Source organism: Kribbella sp. NPDC048837 (assembly GCF_055586945.1).
On record NZ_JBVJHF010000004.1, the window covers coordinates 638888 to 659364 of the forward strand.

General features: G+C 68.8%; 22 protein-coding genes and 1 pseudogene. 7 read left to right on the top strand and 16 right to left on the bottom strand.

Annotated elements, in window-relative coordinates:
* Positions 1-3: 3 nt before the first annotated feature.
* Together ACZ6O0_RS23260 and ACZ6O0_RS23265 are read right to left on the bottom strand one after the other, a co-directional pair.
* On the bottom strand, positions 4-738 hold the full coding sequence (locus ACZ6O0_RS23260) for a hypothetical protein (RefSeq protein WP_465767039.1): 735 nt from the start codon (positions 736-738) through the stop codon (positions 4-6).
* Positions 739-748: 10 nt separating this feature from the next.
* Positions 749-1534, bottom strand: a complete 786-nt coding sequence (locus ACZ6O0_RS23265) for a helix-turn-helix domain-containing protein (protein ID WP_465767040.1) — start codon at positions 1532-1534, stop codon at positions 749-751.
* Positions 1535-1635: 101 nt separating this feature from the next.
* On the opposite strand from ACZ6O0_RS23265, the gene ACZ6O0_RS23270 reads away from it, so the two are divergent.
* On the top strand, positions 1636-2499 hold the full coding sequence (locus ACZ6O0_RS23270; protein ID WP_465767041.1) for a phytanoyl-CoA dioxygenase family protein: 864 nt from the start codon (positions 1636-1638) through the stop codon (positions 2497-2499).
* Positions 2496-2801, top strand: a complete 306-nt coding sequence (locus tag ACZ6O0_RS23275; protein ID WP_465767042.1) for a hypothetical protein — start codon at positions 2496-2498, stop codon at positions 2799-2801. The genes ACZ6O0_RS23270 and ACZ6O0_RS23275 overlap by 4 nt, the downstream gene beginning before the upstream one ends.
* Here the strand turns inward: ACZ6O0_RS23275 and ACZ6O0_RS23280 are convergent.
* Entirely contained in the window at positions 2791-4284 is a 1494-nt protein-coding gene (locus tag ACZ6O0_RS23280; RefSeq protein WP_465767043.1) for an HD domain-containing phosphohydrolase, read from the bottom strand. The genes ACZ6O0_RS23275 and ACZ6O0_RS23280 overlap by 11 nt on opposite strands.
* Before the next feature lie 90 nt (positions 4285-4374).
* Here ACZ6O0_RS23280 and ACZ6O0_RS23285 point away from each other — a divergent pair, with 90 nt between their 5' ends.
* Positions 4375-5547, top strand: a complete 1173-nt coding sequence (locus ACZ6O0_RS23285) for an MFS transporter (RefSeq protein ID WP_465767044.1) — start codon at positions 4375-4377, stop codon at positions 5545-5547.
* Between the two features lie 14 nt (positions 5548-5561).
* Here ACZ6O0_RS23285 and ACZ6O0_RS23290 read toward each other — a convergent pair whose 3' ends face one another.
* Together ACZ6O0_RS23290 and ACZ6O0_RS23295 are read right to left on the bottom strand one after the other, a co-directional pair.
* Entirely contained in the window at positions 5562-6575 is a 1014-nt protein-coding gene (locus ACZ6O0_RS23290) for a lactonase family protein (RefSeq protein WP_465767045.1), read from the bottom strand.
* A gap of 17 nt (positions 6576-6592) precedes the next feature.
* Positions 6593-7129 (bottom strand): GNAT family N-acetyltransferase, encoded by a 537-nt coding sequence (locus tag ACZ6O0_RS23295; protein WP_465767046.1) that lies wholly within the window; start codon positions 7127-7129, stop codon positions 6593-6595.
* Positions 7130-7147: 18 nt separating this feature from the next.
* Here ACZ6O0_RS23295 and ACZ6O0_RS23300 point away from each other — a divergent pair, with 18 nt between their 5' ends.
* Positions 7148-7996 carry an arylamine N-acetyltransferase family protein gene (locus ACZ6O0_RS23300; RefSeq protein WP_465767047.1) on the top strand — a complete coding sequence of 283 codons (849 nt, stop codon included), beginning with the start codon at positions 7148-7150 and terminating at the stop codon, positions 7994-7996.
* Here the strand turns inward: ACZ6O0_RS23300 and ACZ6O0_RS23305 are convergent.
* The 7 genes and pseudogenes from ACZ6O0_RS23305 to ACZ6O0_RS23335 all read right to left on the bottom strand — a co-directional run bounded on the left by ACZ6O0_RS23305 (position 7993) and on the right by ACZ6O0_RS23335 (position 14853).
* Positions 7993-9444 (bottom strand): NADH-quinone oxidoreductase subunit N, encoded by a 1452-nt coding sequence (locus tag ACZ6O0_RS23305; protein ID WP_465767048.1) that lies wholly within the window; start codon positions 9442-9444, stop codon positions 7993-7995. The two genes, ACZ6O0_RS23300 and ACZ6O0_RS23305, sit on opposite strands and share 4 nt — an antisense overlap.
* On the bottom strand, positions 9441-10949 hold the full coding sequence (locus tag ACZ6O0_RS23310; protein ID WP_465767049.1) for a complex I subunit 4 family protein: 1509 nt from the start codon (positions 10947-10949) through the stop codon (positions 9441-9443). Before ACZ6O0_RS23310 ends, ACZ6O0_RS23305 begins: the two co-directional genes overlap by 4 nt.
* Entirely contained in the window at positions 10946-12709 is a 1764-nt protein-coding gene (locus ACZ6O0_RS23315) for an NADH-quinone oxidoreductase subunit 5 family protein (RefSeq protein WP_465767050.1), read from the bottom strand. The genes ACZ6O0_RS23310 and ACZ6O0_RS23315 overlap by 4 nt, the downstream gene beginning before the upstream one ends.
* Positions 12706-13029: an NADH-quinone oxidoreductase subunit NuoK gene (gene nuoK / locus ACZ6O0_RS23320; RefSeq protein WP_465767051.1), complete on the bottom strand. Its 324-nt coding sequence runs from the start codon at positions 13027-13029 to the stop codon at positions 12706-12708. Before nuoK ends, ACZ6O0_RS23315 begins: the two co-directional genes overlap by 4 nt.
* Before the next feature lies 1 nt (position 13030).
* On the bottom strand, positions 13031-13525 hold the full coding sequence (locus ACZ6O0_RS23325; protein ID WP_465767052.1) for an NADH-quinone oxidoreductase subunit J family protein: 495 nt from the start codon (positions 13523-13525) through the stop codon (positions 13031-13033).
* 140 nt (positions 13526-13665) lie between these two features.
* A pseudogene (locus ACZ6O0_RS23330) lies at positions 13666-13893 on the bottom strand (4Fe-4S binding protein); the annotation flags it as partial.
* A 162-nt stretch (positions 13894-14055) separates the two neighbouring features.
* Positions 14056-14853 carry a methylenetetrahydrofolate reductase gene (locus ACZ6O0_RS23335; protein WP_465767053.1) on the bottom strand — a complete coding sequence of 266 codons (798 nt, stop codon included), beginning with the start codon at positions 14851-14853 and terminating at the stop codon, positions 14056-14058.
* Between the two features lie 75 nt (positions 14854-14928).
* Here ACZ6O0_RS23335 and ACZ6O0_RS23340 point away from each other — a divergent pair, with 75 nt between their 5' ends.
* Positions 14929-15186, top strand: a complete 258-nt coding sequence (locus ACZ6O0_RS23340) for a hypothetical protein (protein WP_465767054.1) — start codon at positions 14929-14931, stop codon at positions 15184-15186.
* 13 nt (positions 15187-15199) lie between these two features.
* Here ACZ6O0_RS23340 and ACZ6O0_RS23345 read toward each other — a convergent pair whose 3' ends face one another.
* The 3 genes from ACZ6O0_RS23345 to ACZ6O0_RS23355 all read right to left on the bottom strand — a co-directional run bounded on the left by ACZ6O0_RS23345 (position 15200) and on the right by ACZ6O0_RS23355 (position 17489).
* Positions 15200-15868, bottom strand: a complete 669-nt coding sequence (locus ACZ6O0_RS23345; protein ID WP_465767055.1) for an isochorismatase family protein — start codon at positions 15866-15868, stop codon at positions 15200-15202.
* A gap of 77 nt (positions 15869-15945) precedes the next feature.
* Positions 15946-17148 (bottom strand): RNA polymerase sigma factor, encoded by a 1203-nt coding sequence (locus tag ACZ6O0_RS23350; RefSeq protein WP_465767056.1) that lies wholly within the window; start codon positions 17146-17148, stop codon positions 15946-15948.
* Positions 17145-17489, bottom strand: coding sequence for a YciI family protein (locus tag ACZ6O0_RS23355; protein ID WP_465767057.1), 345 nt, complete (start codon positions 17487-17489; stop codon positions 17145-17147). The genes ACZ6O0_RS23350 and ACZ6O0_RS23355 overlap by 4 nt, the downstream gene beginning before the upstream one ends.
* Before the next feature lie 189 nt (positions 17490-17678).
* Between ACZ6O0_RS23355 and ACZ6O0_RS23360 the strand changes: the two genes are divergently transcribed.
* Positions 17679-17852 (top strand): hypothetical protein, encoded by a 174-nt coding sequence (locus tag ACZ6O0_RS23360; RefSeq protein ID WP_465767058.1) that lies wholly within the window; start codon positions 17679-17681, stop codon positions 17850-17852.
* Positions 17853-18201: 349 nt separating this feature from the next.
* On the opposite strand, the gene ACZ6O0_RS23365 is transcribed toward ACZ6O0_RS23360, so the two are convergent.
* On the bottom strand, positions 18202-19191 hold the full coding sequence (locus ACZ6O0_RS23365) for a hypothetical protein (protein ID WP_465767059.1): 990 nt from the start codon (positions 19189-19191) through the stop codon (positions 18202-18204).
* A 924-nt stretch (positions 19192-20115) separates the two neighbouring features.
* Here ACZ6O0_RS23365 and ACZ6O0_RS23370 point away from each other — a divergent pair.
* A partial coding sequence (locus tag ACZ6O0_RS23370) for a transposase (RefSeq protein ID WP_465767060.1) occupies positions 20116-20477 on the top strand: 362 nt, incomplete at its 3' end.

The following is a 20477-nucleotide window of genomic DNA, read 5'->3' on the forward strand; positions in this document are numbered from 1 at the left end:
CAGCTAGGCGTGCCGCATCCAGATGTTCGGTTCGCGGTAGACGCCGGTGTCGCCCGTACGGTCGATCTCCAGCACAGTCAGCCCGTCGGGGATGGTGTACGAACCCGACGACGGAAAGACCATCCCTGTCCACTTCTCCCACTCGGCGACGGTGCCGGTCATCGTCTGCGACACCGGCGCCGCGGCGAGGAGCGTCGCACCCAAGCGGACGTGAGTTCGCAGCCACGGATCCAGCGGCAGCCCGTCCTCACGGGTCCAGGTCATATACGTCTCGATGGGCGTCAACGGATACCGCGACTTGAACGTCGGGCGCACCGGCGCGATCACCTGCGGCAGCCCGCCGGCAACGGCTCGGTCGCGGACGGCGGTGATCACCCGGCTGGAGTGACCGCGGCCCTGTTCGTCGTTCCGTACGGCGGCCGCCATCAGCACGAAGGTGTTCGGCTCGACGCCTTCCTCGTACGCCGTGACCGACCGCGCCAGCGTCTCGGTGAACCCACCGGGCAGGTCATCGACCGTCCCGTCCCAGGCGATCGGGACACCCCAGCAGCCGGCGATCAGCCGCTCGTCGGACGAGACCAGGTAGAACTCCCAGTCCCGGAAGTACGCCGCCCGGCGTTCGGAGTACTTCCTCACCTCGAGGTCGTGGAAAATGAACTCCGGCCACTCCTCGATGAACCGCTGCTCGGCTTCTTCGTCGTACTGCGGCGCCTGCGCGACCGGGACCAGTTCATACACGCCGGGCACGCTAGCCCGCGACGACCGGTCCGGCCACCGCATTACGGATCGAGCGCGGGGACCCGCCGAGCTCGCGGTGGCAGAGCTTGTTGAAGGCCTGGAGATCCGAGATGCCGACCGAGGCGGCGACCGCCGGGATGGACAGGGTCGACGAGACCAGCAGGTGGCGGGCGCGGGTCATCCGGCGACGGCGGATGTACGCGATCACGGTGAGCCCGGTCTCGGCGTGGAAGAGGCGGGTCAGGTGGTTGTGGGAGATCCCGGCGATGCGCGCGAGGGCCGGGACCGTGAGCGGCTGGGTGAGGTTCGCTTCGATGGAGGCGATGGCCGTCGAGACCGCGGGATGGCGGGCGTCGCCCTCGGTGGTCGCGGCGGTCAGGTCGACGATGCGCCACAACGCGGTCCACACCTCGGCCGTCATCCGCGCGGATCCTGACGGCGACGCCTCCACCGCCGACCGCAGCAGCCCGGACAGCACCGGCGCCGCGTCTCCGGCGTCCTGTACGACGGGGACGTGCGACGGCTCGCCCGTGATCCGGGGGCGGAAGTGGGCGTAGAGGTGCTCGGACCGGCCGCGGTAGTCGAACTGGACCTGAGTCCCGGCCGGTGTCAGCGACACGTAGCCCGGCGCCACGGAGTACGTCGTACCCGCGACCTTGAGGTCGGCCGAGTACATGTACAGGTGCAGCTGCCACAGGTCGGGCAGCCGGAAGACGTCCCGCAGACCGCGGACGCCGTGGATCCCGGCGCCGACGTTCACCACCTCCGGCGGGGCCGCCAGGTGCAACTCGATCATGGTGAAAAATTACCACCAGTGGTGATCACAGCCCACGCGAGCAAACGGTCTCCGACCCTAGCCTGGAGGAGTAGTAACCACTACCCCCGAGAGGGAGACTCATGCCCCATCCGCATCGCAAGAACCTGCTCACCTCGGTTCAGATGGCCCATTTCGTGGCCACCGGGTCGTTCCGGATGGACGCCGTCGTACCGGACGAGATGAACCAGCAGGCGATCGAGGTCCTGAAAGCCGGCATCCCGGGTGTCCCGTACGGCACCCCGCTGTCCGAGGCGTTCGTGGACAGCGAGTTCGTCCAGCGGCTGGTGCAGCTGCCCGAGGTCGCCGGCGCCATCCACAGCCTGGTCGGTCCCGAGCCGACCGTCGACCACCACGCCGTGCACATCCGCAAGGCAAACTCCGGTGAGGCGCAGAACCTGCACGGCGACGCGATCATCGACGTCCGCGAGGACGCGTTCGACGTCCAGCTGATGTACTACCCGCAGGACGTGACGCTCGAGATGGGCGGCACCCTGAGCGTGCCCGGCAGCCACCTGCGCCGGACCAACGAGTCCGACACCGGCCGGTACCAGAACCTGCTCGGCCAGACCCGGCTGGTCTGCCCGGCCGGCACCGTGCAGTTCCTGCACCACGGCATCTGGCACGGCGGCCGCAAGAACGACAGCAACATCGATCGCTACATGTTCAAGATCCGGTTCAACCCGACCGTGCGCCAGGTCCGGCTGTGGGACCTCGAGGACCTGTACGACGAGCAGGTCGCGCGCGAGCTCGACCAGTCGTTCCCCTGGTACGAGAACGCCACCGGCCGGCTGGAGAAGTACAACCGGATCAAGCTGTGGCAGGCCCTGACCGGTGACGACACCTTCGACCCGGAGTTCTGGGTCACCCGGGTCTCGAACCGTCCGCAGCGCGTCGTCGCCCAGCGCAGCCTCAACCCGCACGCCGCGAAGAAGGAGATGGCATGACCGCCACCGCCCCGATCGAGACCGGTCAGCAGACGGTCCGCCAGCAGGTCCTGGTCCTCTACCTGGCCTCGTCCGCGCTCGACGCCCGCGTCGTCGGCTGGTCGACGTACGACGGGACCGGCGAGACGAACCCGACCACGGGGGACAGCGACGTCCCGCCGTACGCGACCGGACTGGACGCCCTGAAGGACGGCTGGCGCCTGTTCCAGGCCGCGCAACTGCTGCCGCCCCAGCCGGGCCACGAGTACGACGTGTCGTTCCTCAAGCACGAGTTCTTCTTCGAGAAGCTCGTCACGGTGTGAGCAGGCCGTGCTGCATCGCGAACAGCGCTGCGGCGGCCCGCGTGGACACACCGATCTTGGTGTAGATGTGCTGGACGTGGTGCTCCGCCGTACGGCGTGACACGACCAGTTCGCGCGCGATCTCGACATTGGACGAGCCGCGCGCGAGCAGACGCAGTACCTCGACCTCCCGCTCGCTCAGGCCGGCGGGACGGGACATCCGGCGGCCGGGCACCTCGTGTCCGGCCGCCGCGAGCACTGCCTTCACACACTCGGCATCGAGCTTGCCGGCCGCCACCTGCACCAGGACCAGCTCCGCGGCACCTGCCGGTGAGTGCGCAGACCGGTGCGGCCGGTCCTGTGTCAAAGCCTGGTAGCAATCCGCGGCCGCAAGGATCCGCGCCGCGGTGGAAAGCTCACTGCCCTTGGCCTGCCGCGGATAGCCGGTGCCGTCGAGCCGCTCGTGGTGCAGAGCAACCAGTACGGCGACGGGCTCGAGTACGGCGGACCGCGCGAGGATCCGCTCGCTCTGGTACGGATGCAGCCGCACCCGCTCCCAATCCGCTCGTCGGAGCGGACCGGCGCGCTCCCAGACCGCTGTGGACACTGCGACCCTGCCGAGGTCGTGGAACAGCCCCGCACGTCGCAGCGTCGCCCTCTCCGCGTCGTCGAGCTGCAGGAGTCGTGCTGCCTCGTCCGCGAGGGCGGCGACCCCAGTGGAGTGCCCGAAGAGGTACGGCGACTTGAGGTCGACGAAATACGCGAACGTGCGGGCCAGCTCGTCCAGATCGGGCGCGGTGCGCCAAGGGTGCGGCTCGGCGTCCAGAGTCGCCTGCCACACATCGATGTCGTCCAGGTCTGCGATCAGGCTGTCGTCGTACGCGTCGACGATCTCCGGGTCCAGCCAGCCGCCTCGCCGCTTCTGCAGTGTCGGGCCTCCCACGATGACGGCCTGGGTTGCCACCTCGGCGATGCGGGTGGCGATGTGGATCTCGGGGCCGGACAGGCCTTTCGGCGTACCGGTGCCGTCCCAGCGCTCCAGGTTCTGGTAGAGCGCTTCGGCAACGGTCGAGCCGAGTCCGAGGTTCTCGGCGAGCATGCTGCCGACCTCGCAGATGGCACGGAGTACGTCGTCCTCACCCGCGGTCAGGGTGCGAGCGACGTACTGGAGGCGACGGATGCCGGTCCCGCGGCCGACCTGTCGCAGCAGGGCCAGTGACTCGCGGCGGTTGGCGACATCGGTGCGTTCGGCGAGCGGACGCAGCTCCGCGGCGCTCGGGCCCATCCGGTAGGCCTCTTCGTGGGTGGTGGCCGTGCAGCCCAGGTGCCGCAGCAGAGTCGCGTAGTACACCGAGTGCCGGTCCGCTACTTCGAGCCTGTCCGCCAGGCGCATCGCGACCAGGCAGCTGCGGATCGACTTCTCCGGCGGCTGCGCCATGGCCAGGTCCAGACTCACGGAGAGCGCGCAGAGGAGCTCGGCGAGTCGCGGATCGTCCTCTGCCATCGCGCACCTCCCCCGCTCGGAGATGGGCAGATCTACCGATGCTCCGGTCGGGCCTGTACGGCCATTGTGGGCCTGACCGGAGGAGATGCCATGAGTACAACAGCGACTTCCACCGCTCCCCGACTCGTCACACCGCAGTTCGTCCTGCTCGGTGCGGCCGGGCTGGCCTACTTCCTCGCCGACGGGATGCTGGTGCCGGCCGTGCCTCGGTACGTCGCCGGGCAGCTGACCGGCGGCAACATCGCGGTGGGTCTGGTGGTCGCCGCGTTCAGCCTGTCCGCGCTGGTCCTGCGCCCCTGGGCCGGGCGCCTGGTGGACCGCCACGGCCGGTCGATCGCGATGATCGGCGGCGGCATCACCTTCGCCGCCTCGGTCGCCGCCTACGGCCTGGTCGACTCCGTCGGCGCACTCGCCGTCCTCCGGCTGCTCACCGGCGTCGGCGACGCGTTCTTCTTCGTCGGCGCCGTCACCGCGATGAGCGACCTGGCTCCGGCCGAACGCCGCGGTGAGGCGATCAGCCTGTTCTCCCTCTCCCTGTACGCCGGTCTCGCGGTGGGACCCCCGATCGGGGAGGGGCTTGTCGGGGTGGCGGGCTTCGACACGGTCTGGTTGGTCGCTGCCGGCTCAGCACTGGTCGGGGTACTTCTCGCGCTGCGCGTCGGTGACACCCGCGACACGACGGACGTTCCGGGCAGCCAGCCCGTGCGGCTGATTCCGCGGGCGGCCGTCGTACCCGGTCTGCTCCTGCTCGCGCTGGTGTGGGGCATGGCGGGGTTCCTGGCGTTCGTGCCGCTGCACGCGCTCGATCTGGGGTTGTCGGGCGCGGGCTACGTGCTGTTCGGGTTCGCCGCGATCGTCGTACTCATCCGGAGTGTTGGCGCGCGCATCCCCGACCGGTTGGGTGCCGTGCGGTGCGTCCGGGTCTCCTTGCTCTGCAGCACGATCGGACTGGCGCTCATCGGCGGCTGGGCGGCCGTGCCCGGCCTTGTCCTCGGCGCAGCCGTGCTGGGTATCGGCATCGCGCTCGGTACGCCGGCGATCATGATGCTGGCGCTGGACCGTGCCGGCGCCGGCGAGCGCGGCGCCGTGATGGGCACGGTCAGCATGAGCATCGACCTGGCCGCCGGCCTCGGCCCGGCCACCTTCGGCCTGGTCGCGGCCGGCCTGGGTCGCGGCTCTGGTTTCCTCGCTGCCGCACTGGTTGCCGCCGCCGGCCTGGTGCTCGCGCTGGCCGGCGGCGGTCGCCGTACTGCTTCTGCGTGATTCTGTGTGAGCCGTCAGACCGGGAGGATGCAGACCGGCTTCGGCCAGGTGGTCGGGTCGCCGTCCTGGGTCAGGCGGCCGTCCTCGATGGTGAACGTGGCGATCTGGTCGGAGCGCTCGTTGCCGGCGTACAACCGGGTGCCGTCGTTGCTGAAGGCAAGGTGCCGCGGCCAGTCGCCGCCCGAGCCGATGGTCTGGACCAGGTCGACGGACAGGCCGTCGGCGGCGATCGCGAAGACGGCGATGGTGTTGTCGCCGCGGTTCGAGCCGTAGAGGAACCGGCCGTCGGCGGAGATCAGCAGCTCGGCCGGGTAGTTCTCCCCGGGTGAGTCGGCCGGCCGGGTCGACGCGGTCTGCACGATCTGCAGCTTGCCGTCCGCGTAGCCGCAGACGGTCAGCGTGGAGTCGAGCTCGTTGATCACGTACGCCGCTCCCGCGCGCGGGTGGAACACCATGTGCCGCGGACCCGCGCCCGGGTGGATGTGCAGCCGGTCGACCTCCTCCAACTGCCCGTCCTCGGTCAGCGTGGACGAGTAGACGGTGTCGGAGCCGAGGTCGATGTCGAACACGTACGCACCGGCCGGGTCGAACGCGATCTGGTGGGCGTGCGGCCCTTCCTGGCGCTCCTGGTTCGGCCCGGCGCCCTCGCGCTGGAGGAACTGGGTCGCCGCGCCGAGTGCGCCGTCGGCGCCGATCGGGTGGATCGCCACCGAACCCGAGGTGTAGTTGGCCGACAGCAGATAGCGCCCGGACGGGTCGATGTCCAGGTGGCACGGGTCCGCGCCGTTGGTCGGCTGGGCGTTCAGGCGCTCCAGCCCGCCGTCCGGCTGGATCGCGAACGCGACGACCCTCCCGTCGCCCCCCTCGTCGGTGGCGTAGAGGAACCGCCCGTCCGCGGACCTGACCAGGAACGACGGATCGGCGGTCGTCACCACCGGCACGAGGCCGTCCAGCGGACCGAACGCGATCCCGTCCCCACTCTCCGGCTGACTGGTATAGCTCCCGACATAGATCCGCTCAGAAGTCATGGCCCTACCCTGCCAGGTCACTGGCCGACGGGCACTCCTCTGTCCACACCGTAGAGCGCGGAGCCCCACCCCAGGTCCGGCACCAGCAGCTGCCAACCGAGCCGCCGGTAGAGCCTCGGCGCCGGCCGGTCGTCGGAGTACGTCGTGAGCAGGCCCCTGCGGTTCGGCAGGTCGGCCATCAGCGCGGTCATCAACGCGGCGCCGAGCCCCTGGCGCTGGGCCTCGACGACGACCGCGAGCTCGACCACCTCGAAGTGGCCGCCGATCCACTCGTCCGCGAGCTCCGGAGCGACCGCCGCCGCGATCCGGTCCGACCACCACTGTCCACGGTGTCCGGTGAACCCGTACGCGAAGCCGGTCAGCTTGCCCGCGTCGCGGGACACGACGAGCTTGAAGTCTTCCCGTTCCGCGTGGGTCGGGATCTGCTCCTTCGCGAACTGCTCGGCCTTCTCGGGCTCCTCGTCGTACCCGGGAGCGCCGAACGCGGACAGGTAGACGGACCCCAACTCGGGGGCGGCTTGGATCGCTTCGGCCGGGGCGAGTACGTCGATCACGTCATCTAGCCTAGACCGGTGGATACTGGGGCGTTTCTGGCGCGGATCGGTGTGAGTGAGTACGACGGACCGCCGCGGTTGGAGGCGTTGTCGCGGTTGCACGAGGCGTTCGTGGACCAGGTGCCGTACGAGTCCGTGCAGTACCAGTTGACTCCGGGCGGACCGTTGGACCCGGAGGAGGCCGCGAAGCGGATCATCGCTCGGGAGACCGGTGGGTACTGCTTCCAGTTGAACGGGTGCCTCGCGCTGCTGCTCACCGAGCTCGGCTACCGGGTCGAGATGCATCGTGGTGGCGCGGAGACCCCGAACCGCCCCGGCGACGTCGACGCCAGCCACATGGTGCTGACGGTGAGCGGGCTCGTCGAGGATCCGGACCGCGTCTGGCTCGTCGATGCCGGGCTCGGTGAGGCTCTCGTACACCCGATCCCGCTGGAGGAGGGCACCACCTATCAGGAGCCGTTCACCCTGGGCTTGCGTCCGTCCGAGAAGACCGACGGCTGGCGGCTGGACCACGACCCGCGGGCCAACCTGATCGGCATGGACTTCGAGTCGGCGACCGCCGGCCTGGACGCCTTCGCCGCCCAGCACGCGATCCTCTCCAGCAACCCCGACTCGGCGTTCCGCCGCGTAGCCTCCGTCTTCCGCCGCAAGCCAACCTCAGCCCTGGCCCTCCGCTCCGTAGGCCTCACCGAAATCTTCGCCGACCACGTAGACAACACCCTCATCGAAACCCCCGACGACTACTTCACCGTCCTCGCCGACATCTTCCACCTCCCCCTCCCGCATTACTCCGAAGCCGACCGCGACCAACTCTGGCGCCGCGTGTGGGCGCAGTACGAGGACTTCCTGGCCCGCCAGGCGACCTAGGTTGCGAGGGCGAAGAGGGTGCTGGGGAGGATGGAGAGGACTGCGGCGGTGGCGGCGCAGAGGGAGATCATGGTGACGGCGGGGGTTTCGATGTCGACGGAGAAGGGGTCGTCGGCGGGGAGGCGGAAGAGTTCGGCGACCCAGCGGAGGTAGACCGCCAGGCCGATCATCACGTTGACGGCCATCACGATCGCCAGCCAGCCGAGGTCCGCGTCGATGACCGCCTGGAAGGCGGCGAACTTGGTGAACAGACCGGCCAGGCCCGGCGGCAGGCCGGCCAGCACGACCAGGAAGAAGATCAGCGCGGCCGCCAGCCCGGGCTCGGAGCGGACCATGCCGCGGTAGTCGGACAGCAGCCCGGCGGGCCGGTGCCGCTGGACCACCGCGACCGAGCCGAAGGCCCCGAGCGTGACCACGACGTACGCCGCCAGATACCCGACGACCGCCTGGGCATCGCCGACCGCGAGGGGCGCGAGCAGGAAGCCGACCTGACCGATCGACGACCACGCGAGCAGCCGGACCGCCTCGACCTGACGCAAGGCGGCCAGGTTCCCGACCGTCATCGTCACGGCCGCGAGGATGGCGACCACCGTCCGCAGGTCCGAGCCGTCCGGGGCGACCCCGGCCGTCACGAGGACGAGCAGACCCGCAACCCCGGCCGACTTCGACACGACCGCGAGGAAGGCGGTGACCTCGACCGGCGCACCGACGTACGTGTCCGGCAGCCAGGCGTGGAACGGCACCGCCGCGATCTTGAACGCGAACCCGACGATCACGAACAGCCCGGCCGCGAACGCGACCCGGCTCAGGTCCGGATCGAGCCCGGTCAGCCGGTTCGCGATCGTGGTCAGGTACAGCGAGCCGGTGACGCCGTACAGGTACGAGATCCCGAACAGCATCACCGCGGTCGACAGCACCGACACCAGGAACGCCTTCAGCGCACCCTCGGACCCCCGCCGGTCCCGGCGCAGCGCGACCATCGCGAAGCTCGGCAGCGACACGACCTCGAGCCCGATCACCATCGTGGCGAGATCCCGCGCCCCGGCCAGCACGGTCGCGCCGACCAGCGCACTCAGCAGCAGGAAGTGGTACTCACCGATCGGCACATCCGACGCCAGCAGCTTGTACGCCGACAACCCGACGACCCCGAGTCCGCCGATCAGCAGCACCGCCCACAACCCGGCGGTCAACGGCTCGAACACCAGGCTGCACTCGGCCGGCCCTTCGACCGCCGGCCGGCAGAACGCGGGCTTGAAGTCGTCCCGCTGCGCCCAGGCGAACACCAGCCCGAACACGATCACGGCCGTGGTGAGGAACGTGACGACCGTGTGCCGCAGCTGCTGCGGAGCGCTCTTCCAGAAACCGTCGATCAGCAACACGGCGACCGCACCGATCGCCAGCACCAGAGGTACGGCGATCGCCTGCCAATCGGTCCACGTCAGTGTCACAGGCTCACCCACTGGTGAAGGAGGAGACCCGGCCAGACGCCGAGCAGGACGGTGAGCGTGATCAGCGGCGCCCAGGTGACCAGCTCGATCCGGCTCAAGTCGACGGCGAACGCGGCCGCCGGGTGCTCGGCCGGGTCACCCTGGCAGAGGTTCCGGACCAGCCTGAGGAAGTACGCCGCGGTCAGCACGGTGCCGAGTCCGGCGATCACCATGAACACCAGATACGTTGTCCGAGGCAACGACGCCGCCGGGTCGTACGCCCCGAGCAGGACCAGCATCTCGCCCCAGAACCCGGCCAGTCCGGGCAGCCCGAGCGACGCCAGGCAGGCGAACGTCAACAACGCCCCGATCCGCGGCAACCGCGCGTACAGGGCCCGGCCGATCGCCCGCAGGTCGCTGGTGTCGTGGCGGTCCTTGATCGCGCCGGCCAGGAAGAACAGCAGTCCGGTGATGATGCCGTGCGCGATGTTCGCGAACAGTGCGCCGCGGAGGCCGGCCTGCGAGAGCGTCGCGATCCCGAGCACGATGAAGCCCATGTGCCCGACGCTCGAGTACGCGATCAGCCGCTTCACGTCGGTCTGCGCCAGGCAGGCGAGCGATCCGGCGATGATCGCCACGACCGAGAAGCCGGCCAGGTACGGCGCGATCGTCACGGTGGCATCCGGCAGCACCGGGACCAGGATCCGGATCAGGCCGTACGTACCGAGCTTCAGCAGCACACCCGCCAGCAGCACCGACCCGACCGTCGGCGCCTTCGCGTGCGCGTCCGGCAGCCAGATGTGCAGCGGCCACAGCGGCACCTTCACCGCGAGACCGATCGCGATCAGCAAGGCCGCCGCGAGCGGAACGCCGTGACCGCCGAGCACCGGGTTGTTGCTCAGCTGAACGATGTCGAACGTCCCCGCCTGCCGGTACACCAGCAGGAACCCGAGCAGCATCAGCGCCGACCCGAGCACGGTCATCAGGATGAACGTGGTCGCGGCCCGCTTCCGTCCGACCGGGTCGTGGTCGTCGCCCCAGATGTCGATCACCAGCCACATCGGGATCAGCACGATCTCGAAGCAGACGAAGAACAGCACCAGGTCCATCGCCGAGAACGTGCCGATCACGCCGGCCTCGATCACCAGCAGCAACGCGATCAGGGAGCGGGTCCGGCCGATCCGCGGCGTGATCTTCAGCGAGTACAGGCAGCAGAGGAAGGTGAGCAGCGCGGTCAGCACGATCAGCGGCATCGAGATCGAGTCCACCCCGACGTGGAACCGCACCCCGAGCGACGGGATCCACGGCACGTCGGTCACCGCTCGCAGCGGCTCTCCATCCGGTGACGCGTCGCCCATCCACCCTGCGGTCTGCGGCCACAGCACCACGGATCCGACCAGCACCAGCCCCGAGATCACCGATCCGTACGCCGCCGCGAGCCGGTCCCCGATCGCCGCCGGGATCGCCCACAGGGCCAGCGCAGCAAGGATGGGCAGGAGCAGAATCCCCAGCAGGATCGCGTTCACGAGCCGATCACCCCAGCCAGCACGGCCAGCGCAACAACGCCGACCACGGCTACGGTCAGGTACGTCTGCACGTTCCCGGTCTGGAACCGCCGGAGCCCCTGCGACACCAGCATCCCGGTCCGTCCGGCCGCGCGGACATAACCGCCGATCACGTCCCGATCCCCTGCCACCGTCAGCTTCGCGAGCCACCGCACCGGTACGACGAACAGACCGTGGTACGCCGTGTCCACGCCGAACTCACGCTCCAGCACCACCGGCCGCGGATCCGCACCCCGCGACCACAACGAGTACGCCGGAAGTCCACCGAGCAGCACGAGTGCGAACGACACCAGCCCGATCACCCAGTTCAAGTGCAGGCCGTCGACGTACCCGAGGACGATCGAGGCCACCGCCAGCAGGACCAGCGGCGCGAGCATCACCCACGGCGCGTCCCGCAGCTTGGAGGTGTCGGGCTCGTCGAGGTCGGCCGCCTCGTCGTCGTCCTCGAAGGCACCGGGCGCGCCGGCGAGCGCGGGCGTCCGGAAGAACACCCACAGCCACAACCGCACGCAGTAGAAGGCGGTCAACGCCGCCGTGACGCAGACCGACCCGAGCACGATCCAGCCGACGACCGACCCGTCCCGCGCGTGCTCCCAGGCCGCCTCGATGATCGCGTCCTTGGAGAAGAACCCGGCGAACCCCGGCACGCCGGCCAGGGCCGCGAGCCCGATCGACATCGTGATGAACGTGACCGGCAAGGCCTTCCGCAACCGCCCACGCCGGGTGTACCGACGCAGTACGACGAGGGCCGCGCTGCCGACCTGGTGCAGCAGCACACCGGCGCAGAGGAACAGCAGCCCCTTGAACGCGGCGTGCGTGACGAGGTGGAAGAGGGCCGCGTGCCGGCCGTCCGCCGTACCCAAGGAGAGCGCGGAGAACATGAGCGCCAACTGGCTCACGGTCGACCAGGCGAGCACACGCTTCACCTCGACCGCGGCCATCGCACACAGCGCGGCGAACAGCATGGTCACGCAGGCGACGATGGCCAGCACGGTCAGCGTGGTCTCGGAGGCGGAGAACATGTTGTAGAGCCGGGCGATCAGGAAGACGCCGGCGGCAACCATGGTCGCCGCGTGGATCAGCGCGCTGACCGGGCTCGGGCCAGGCATCGCGTCCGGAAGCCAGGTCTGCAAGGGGACCTGGGCCGACTTGCCGACCACCCCGACCAGGAGCAGCAGCGTCCCGGTCGTGAGTACGCCGGGCGAGATGGCGGCCGGGTCCAGCTCGGAGATCCGGAACGTGCCGGCGCCGACCCCGATGACGAAGATGCCGAACAGGAACCCGACATCGCCGAGCCGGGTCATCAGGAACGCCTTGACCGCACCGGAGCGCGCGTCGCGACGCTCCCAGTAGTGGCCGATCAGCAGGTACGAGCAGGCGCCCATCACCTCCCACCCGATCAGCAGGAAGAACAGGCTGTCCGAGACCACCACGGTCACCATCGCGGCGGTGAACAGGGTGACGAGCGCGTGGTACGACGCCGGGCGCTGGTGCAGGTAGCCGAGCGAGTAGACCTGGACACAGGTCGCGATCACGCCGACGACCGCGAGCATCAGGACCGTCAGGTCGTCGGTGCGGACAGCGAAGCCGATGGTGAGGTCGCCGACCGACGAGTTCAGGAACGAGGTCTGGCCGGGGGTGGCGCCGTACAACAGGGCGGCCATCAGCACGACGAGCAGGGAGAAGCCGACCCCGGCCACCCGCCAGACGGTCGCGATCATCTCGGCGCGCCCTCCTCGTGCTCGACCAGGTCCCGCGCCGCGTCGGCGTCGACGCTGCCGTGCCCGCGGAAGAGCAGCAGGATGATCGCCAGCCCGAGACCGATCTCGGCCGCCGCCAGCGTGATCACGAAGATCGCGAGGGTCTGACCGGTGGCTTCGTCGATCCGCCAGGCGTCGAAGGCGACCAGGTTGAGGTTGACCGCGTTGAGCATCAGCTCGAACGACATCAGCATCGTGATCGCGTTGCGCCGGGCGAGAACGCCGTACACCCCGATGCAGAACAACGCGACGGCCAGCAACAGCGGGAGGACCAACGGCACGTCAGTCCTCCTTCTTGCGCTGGGACAGGGCGATCGCGCCGATCAGCGCGGCCAGCAGCAGCACGGAGAGGACTTCGAAGGGGAGCACCCAGGTCTTGAACACCGCCGTACCGACGGCCTTCGCGGAGCCGTCCGCCACCGGCTTGATCTTCTCGTTGCCGAAGGCAAGCACCACGCCGGCGCCGAGGATCACCGCGAGAACGCCCGCGACCACGGCCGCGAACGGGCTGCGGCCGGTGGTCAGGCCGGGCAGCGGATTCGTCGGGGCCTTGGTCAGCATCAGCGCGAACAGGACGAGGACGACGATGGCGCCGACGTACACCAGGATCTGGACCAGCGCGACGAACTCGGCCCGCAACGCGCCGAAACACCCGGCGACCGCGCCGAGGGCGACGACCAGCCAGAGCGCGGCGTGCACGATCCGGCGGGAGGTGACGACGATGACGGCGGCAACGAGGGCGACTGCTCCGGCAACGCTGAAGAGGACTGTCGTCACGCCTCGTCCTCCGGGGCCGGGGTGACAGTCGGTCCGGGGTCGATCGGCTGGGGTGCGGGGACGGTCCACATCCAGTCGCGGAGGCGGTCCTTCTCGTGGGTGAGGTTGCGGATGTCGGTCTCGGCGTACTCGAACTCCGGCGACCAGAACAGCGCGTCGAACGGGCAGGCCTCGATGCAGATCCCGCAGTACATGCACAGGCTGAAGTCGATCGCGAACCGGTCCAGCACGTTCCGGCTGCGCTCCCGGGCCTGCTCACCGACCGACGGCGCGGTCTCGGTGTGCGAGTCGATGTAGATGCACCAGCTCGGGCACTCCCGGGCGCACAGCATGCAGGACGTGCAGTTCTCCTCCAGCAGCGCGATCACCCCGCGCGTGCGCGGCGGCAACTCCGGCTGGACATCCGGGTACTGTTCGGTGACGGACCGGCGGGCCAGCGTCTTGGCAGTGACCTTCAGGCCCTCGATCAGCCCCTTGCCAGGCACACCCACGCTTCCACCTCCCGTCAGTAGAACCCTGCTGGCAGGAGACTAGTCGGTTCCGGCCCGATCCGGTGCGACCCGGGGCGGTCGGAGTTCGCGCTCGAGCCAGGCCGCGACCTGGCGGTAGCGGCTGACCGGTATCAGATGAACGCCGTCGAAGGCGCCGGAGTCACGGATCTGCAGAATCTGCTCACACGCGTGGTCCACGCCGGCGTCGCGATCCCGCTCGACCGCGTCGATCAGGGTCTCCGGGATCGACAGCTGGGGCAGGCCGGCCAGGTTGTGGGCCATCTTGGCGGACGCGAGCACCATGACTCCGGCGTACACGGGAATGTCGAGGTCGACGCTGTCCCGCCAGCGCAGCAGCTCGTCGAGGTCGTAGCTGACCTGGACATAGAGGAAGTCGGCCTCGGCCTTCCAGCGCGGGACCGGTCGCAGGCGGGTGGCCGCGCCGACCTGGAACGGGTTGCAACCCGGGTACGACGTCGCGCGCGCCTGCTCGATCATCGTGCGGACCGTGAGCTGGCTGGTGCGCGCGCCCTCGGCCGGGTCGTCCCCGTGGACGAACAGGAACTGCTCGACGCCGTACGCCGCCGCCGTCAGGAGATCCCGTTTGAACCCGAGGAGGTTGCGGTCCCGCGAGTTCAGGCAGGCGATGCCGCGGGAGCCCATCGCCTGGACCTCGTTCGCCACCGCCACACTCGACACCGTGGCCCGGCCGATGTGGTTGTCCGGGATCAGGAAGGCGTCCGCGATCGGGCTCATCACGCCGATCTGGTGCCGCACCTTCTTCAGATCGGGCCGCGTCGGCGGCTCCACCTCGCACACCACTTCGAATCCCCGCACACCCCGGACCCTACTGAATCCGGCGGCACGCCCAGTCGGCGTTCCACATCGCGGCGGGACCCTTACCGTGGTCACATGGGCAGCCGTGAGGCGGTGTCGGGCGCCGTGTTCGGCGCCTTCGCGATGGTCGTCGTCAGCGTCGTTCTGGCCTGGCTCACCAGCGGCCCCGACCACGCCGACTGGACCCACTCCGCGATCGCCCTCTCCCCCCTCGCCGCCCTCTTCGGCGCCGCCGCCGGCGCCGTCGGCGGCCTCCTCCTCCGCGTCACCCGCCCACCGTCCCGGCGCACGCCGCACACCAGCCGCCGCACCCGCGACAAACGCAAGCGCTAGGCCCCACGCTCCCTCACGCGTTGAGGAGCGTCAGCACCTCCGACGTGGTCCGGACGTCTCCGAAGGTCCGGTACACGGTGTAGAGCGTGGCGTTGAGGTCTTCGTCGCGACGGGCGGCGTTGGCGTCGGCGATCATCACGACGCGATAGCCGAGCGTGCTGGCGTCCCGGGCGGACGACTCACAACAGACATTGGCCACGGTTCCGGTGATCAGCACGGTGTCGATGCCGCGCTCCGACAGCTGCTCATGCAGATCGCAGCGCCCGGGGAAGAAGGCACTGGCCGCGGTCTTCTCCACCATCAGATCCGCGTCGTCGATCTCGAACTCCGGCCACACTCGCCCACGCACCGGCCCGGTCCCGCCGGACTCGGCGAAGAGTTTCTCCACCTCGGCACCGAGGAACTCGACGTCGACCATGGTTGGCTCGGTGTAGCCCGGCACCACCCACGCGACCGTCCCGCCGGCCGAGCGCAGTCCGGCAGCGAGCCGGCTGATGTTCGGCACGATGCCTTGCTGGTATCCGCCGAGCTCGACGAAGAACGGCACCATGTCGACGACGACCAGGGCTGTCCGTGCCGGATGGAGCTGCTCGTACGCGTGTCGGCGCCCGCGCCTGCTCTCCTGCCGCGCGTACTCCCGCGGCTCGATCTGCCAGTTGTGCAGTGCAGGCGGCTCGGTCATGGGTGGAAGCCTGTCAGGTTTCCGGAAGGAATTGTGCGCCAGGTGACCGGAATCCTCCGGAAAGCTGCGGGAATGGGTTAGAGGTGGTTGAGGCGGGACTGGAGGAAGTTTTGTTCCGCCTCGTTGGAGGTGAGGTCCAGGGCTGCCCGGTAGGCGGCGCGGGACTCGTCGGGGCGGCCGAGCGACGCCAGCAGGTCGGCGCGGATGGCGTGGAAGAGGTAGTAGGAGCCGAGGTCCAGGTCGTCGATCAGGTCGAGGGCCGCGGCTGGGCCGTGGACTTCGGCGACGGCTACGGCCCGGTTGAGCGCGACGACCGGAGTGGGCTCGAGGGTGAGGAGGTGGTCGTAGAGCTGGAGGATCTGGCGCCAGTCCGTGTCCGCGGCAGTCGCGGCGTCGGCGTGGACGGCGTTGATGGCGGCCTGGAGTTGGTACGGACCGGGTTGGTTGCGGCGGAGGCAACGGCGTACCAGCTCTTGACCTTCGTCGATCAGGGCGCGGTCCCACATCCGGCGGTCCTGGTCGGAGAGGCGGACCAGCGAACCGTCGGCAGCGACTCGAGCCGGCCGGCGGGACTGCTGTAGGAGCATCAGCGCGAGCAGACCGACCGCCTCGGGCTCATCGGGCATCAGCTCCACCAGGAGGCGACCGAGACGGATCGCCTCGGCGCTCAGCTCGTCACGGACGAGACTGTCGCCGGACGAGGCGGCGTACCCCTCGTTGAAGATCAGGTAGACGACCGCGAGTACGCCGCGCACCCGCTCGGGCAGATCGGCTTCGTACGGCACGCGATAGGGGATGCCGGCCGCGCGGATCTTCGCCTTCGCACGGACGAGCCGCTGCGCCATCGTCGGCTCCGGGACCAGGAACGCGTGCGCGATCTCAGCCGTGGTCAGTCCGCCGAGCATCCGCAGCGTGAGCGCGACCCGTACGTTCAGCGCGAGCGCCGGATGGCAGCACGTGAAGATCAGCCGGAGGCGGTCGTCGTGCACGGCGCCCTCCTCCACTGGTTCGTCCTGGGCATGCAGCAGCGCCGCCTGCGCCTGCTTGTCCGCCCGCGCCGACTCCCGCCGCAGCCGGTCGATCGCCCGGTTCCGCGCGGTCGTGATGATCCACCCCGCCGGACTAGGCGGTACGCCGCTCTCCGGCCACTTCTCGATCGCCGCCGCAAACGCGTCCTGCACCGCGTCCTCGGCAATCTCGAGATCCCCGAACACCCGCGTCAGCACCGCCACCGCACGGCCGTGCTCAGCCCGAAACACGCCGGCGATATCAGGCGTCACGACTGAAACGGCCTCACCTCAACCGCCAACGGCCGCAACACCCGCGCCAACCGCCGCCCCCACCCCAACGCCGCATCAAGATCCTCGACCTCGATGACCGTGAATCCCCCGAGGTGCTCTTTCCCCTCCGTGAACGGCCCGTCCGTCACCAGCACCTCATCGCCGGAGGCCTTCAACACAGTCGCGGTCTCCGGCGGATGCAACCCAGCCGCAAACACCCAAACCCCCGCCGCCTGCATCTCCTCATTGAGCGCCTGCAGGTCCCGCAAGATCGGCTCCAGCACCTCCGGCCCGGGCGGCGGCCCATCAGGCTGGTAAATGCTGAGCAGGTACTGGTTCATGCCTACCTCCTGGTGACAGTCTTCATCACCTATACGAACGGCCCCCGCCTCGATCGACAGGGAGCGACACCCAACTCCGCCACACCTCGTCCATGGACAGGCGACACCGGACCAGCAGTTTCGTTGGGGGGTCGGTGAATTGCGGTGGGTACTGGTCGGGCATCTGCCCGACTCCCTAAGGAGCACTCGATGTTCGCGATCATCGCTGCCGTCATCTTCGGCCTGGCCCTCATCCTGGACTGGGCCAACGTGCAAGCGAGCGACGCGTTCACACCGCAAACGCTGCTCACCGCCGGCCTCCTCTGCGTCGCCCTCCACCTAGCCGGCCTCGGCACCACCCGCCGCTGGGGCCGCCGCCGCTAACCAGACCACACCAAAAGCGCCCGGCCAACCCTGGCCGGGCGCTTTTCAAGTGGAGAAGGCCGCTGGCGAGGAGACCTCGGTGAACTCTCCGAACCGGCGCGCGGCGGCCGCCGTCGCCGGGATCAAGGCGCCACCGCACCAGGCACAGCGTCACTCGCAGCCACCACCCGCGCCCCGGTCAGCCGCTCAACATGCAACTTGATACGCGTGGGCGCACCAAGCACCGCAAGGTGGACCAGACTAGGAACGAGGAGCACCTGCGGCTTCTAGGCGATCGCAGCCTTGCGGGGTCCTTCGAACATCTCGCAGACGCTGCGACCGAGGCTCCACGGACAACCGCAGGGCGTGCCTAGCCACGCCGCTCGCGGCTTCGTAGGAAGCGACGACGATAGCGTGGCCTGCGATCAAGAGACACCCTCATGCTCGGTGCCTGTTCCGAACTCGCCAAGAGCGCGACCGGATCTCGGAATTCAAGCTCGAACCCATGATTCGGGTCATAGGTGACGAATATGCGACAGAGTTTCTTGAAGATCCGACGGTCCTCTGAGAGGCGGGTCGTGCTGGGAAGCCGCATCGCATCGACTATGAGGTGGCGATGGAGGTCAATTGCCACCTCAATGTCCATCCCGTGCGCGACTGCGGCCTCGATCGCTGCTAGATACGACAGCCAGGCGAGCAACCAGAGCGGGACGACGACGAGGAGCCAGCCAGGATTCCGGATGAGGTTCTCAAGGTCGAGCAGAAGAAGCGCCGAACTGACTGCCGCCGCTCCTAGCCAGGTAACGGCCAGTCTCGCGGAGACGTCAAGCTGCGTCACCTCGTCCTCGATAGACGCTCGCAACTCAGTCGGTAGGAGGGGGAACAATCGCGGCCAGATGATCACGCTCTCTATTCCGTAGCGAGCCCCAACTCGATCCTCGGCGGACCGCAAGGCGTTGCCGAGTCCCGTCGGGAGCAGTCGATCCGGACCAGGGAAGCGTTCGTGCAACCGAGTCGCAGCATTGTTGATCCGCTCTTCAGCCGCCCGTTGTGCCGCCGCTGATCTCGAGCCGGAATAGGTCAGTTTGGACCGCTGCCACTCGTATCGTCGACGCTGGATCTCGACGAAGAATCGGAAGATCAATCCATGCCGACCGATCGGCCAATAGCCTTCAAGCAGTTGAACGAGCCGGAACTGCAGCGGTTGCAGCGTGACGGCGATCGCGATTGCTGCACCCGCCACCACGATGGCCCCGCCGGCCCCAATCGTGTTCACAGCCTGAACCACGGTGGTTCCATTCAGCGGGGAACGCGGCGCCTTGGCGACGGCTAGAAAGGTGATGACGAAGACGGCGAGCATCGTCGGCAGCAGGCCGATCGCCTGAAGCCGGAGTCCGAACTGCTTGATCGCCGCGATGATGCCCGATCCTAGAACGGCCCAGCACGCACGGGGCTACTTCTTGAGCGGGATCTCGCGTGTCGGGCGCTCGCATTTAGGGCAGGTCGCGAGGTCGCGTGCGCTGTCGAGCGTCGTGTACAGGCATCCGCAGGAACATTCGACGTGGAGTACCACGGCGCCTCGCGAACCGCGAAGTCGCCGTGCTCCCGGGCCGCCGACCGGACTCATCTGCCCTCCCACCTCAGAGAGTAGGACGGCTGAGAGATCTACGGCTAGACGTCACAGGCTGTTAGTCCGTCGGCGGGAAGGCCAGAGTCAGGAGACGATGACGGATGCGCGCCTGGGCCGCGGAGGACTGCAACGGACATCTGATGCCCTGACGCGAGGGCAGTCTCTTCCGCAGCAGCCCGACCCGCCTCAGAGAACCGTCCGACATGGACCCACGATGCGAAAGCAAGTCGCGTTAGCGCGTCCGACGGCGGCAGTCGGTCAGCTTCAGGCTCCGCGGCTCGCGAACTACTGTCGCCTCGGCTGAACAGCGGATTGGAGGCGCCCTGTACCCCGGGATTTCAGCTGTCGCCATTCGTTGCCCATCGCAGACGCTTGACCGATCGACAGGTGGCCGGGGGCTTTCCATCTGGAATCCTGCGTGCCCATCGTCTGCTACCCACTCACATTCCATCCGCCGGCCACAGCAGCACGAGCCACGGTGTGCGGCGCCGCCGAAGGCGGCCAAGAAACAGCCACCGCGAAGCGGTGTCCAGTTGCGTCCAGCAGAGTGGTGTACGACGAGATCCCGGTGGGCGCGTCGCGGGGAACGTGAACGCGGTCATCGGGTGATCCTTCGAGTGATCTCTCACAACCGACTCGAAGAAGGAAACCTCGATGACCGCTGGCTCCAGTATCGACCCTGCCGAGTTCCTGCACGAGCATCTCGAGCAGGCCAGCCCGGATCTGTTGCGTGAGCTGATGGAAGGCTTCATCAACACGTTGCTGTCCGCGGACGCCGACAGCGTGTGTGGTGCCGCGTTTGGCACGCGTGATCCTGGCCGGGTGAACTCGCGCAACGGGTATCGCCACCGCGAGCTCGACACTCGGATCGGGACGTTGGATGTCGCGGTGCCGAAACTGCGTGAAGGAACGTACTTTCCCGAGTGGCTGCTGGAGCGGCGCCGGCGCGCTGAGGCGGCGCTGACGTCGGTGGTGGCGACGTGTTATCTGCTCGGGGTCTCGACGCGGCGGATGGA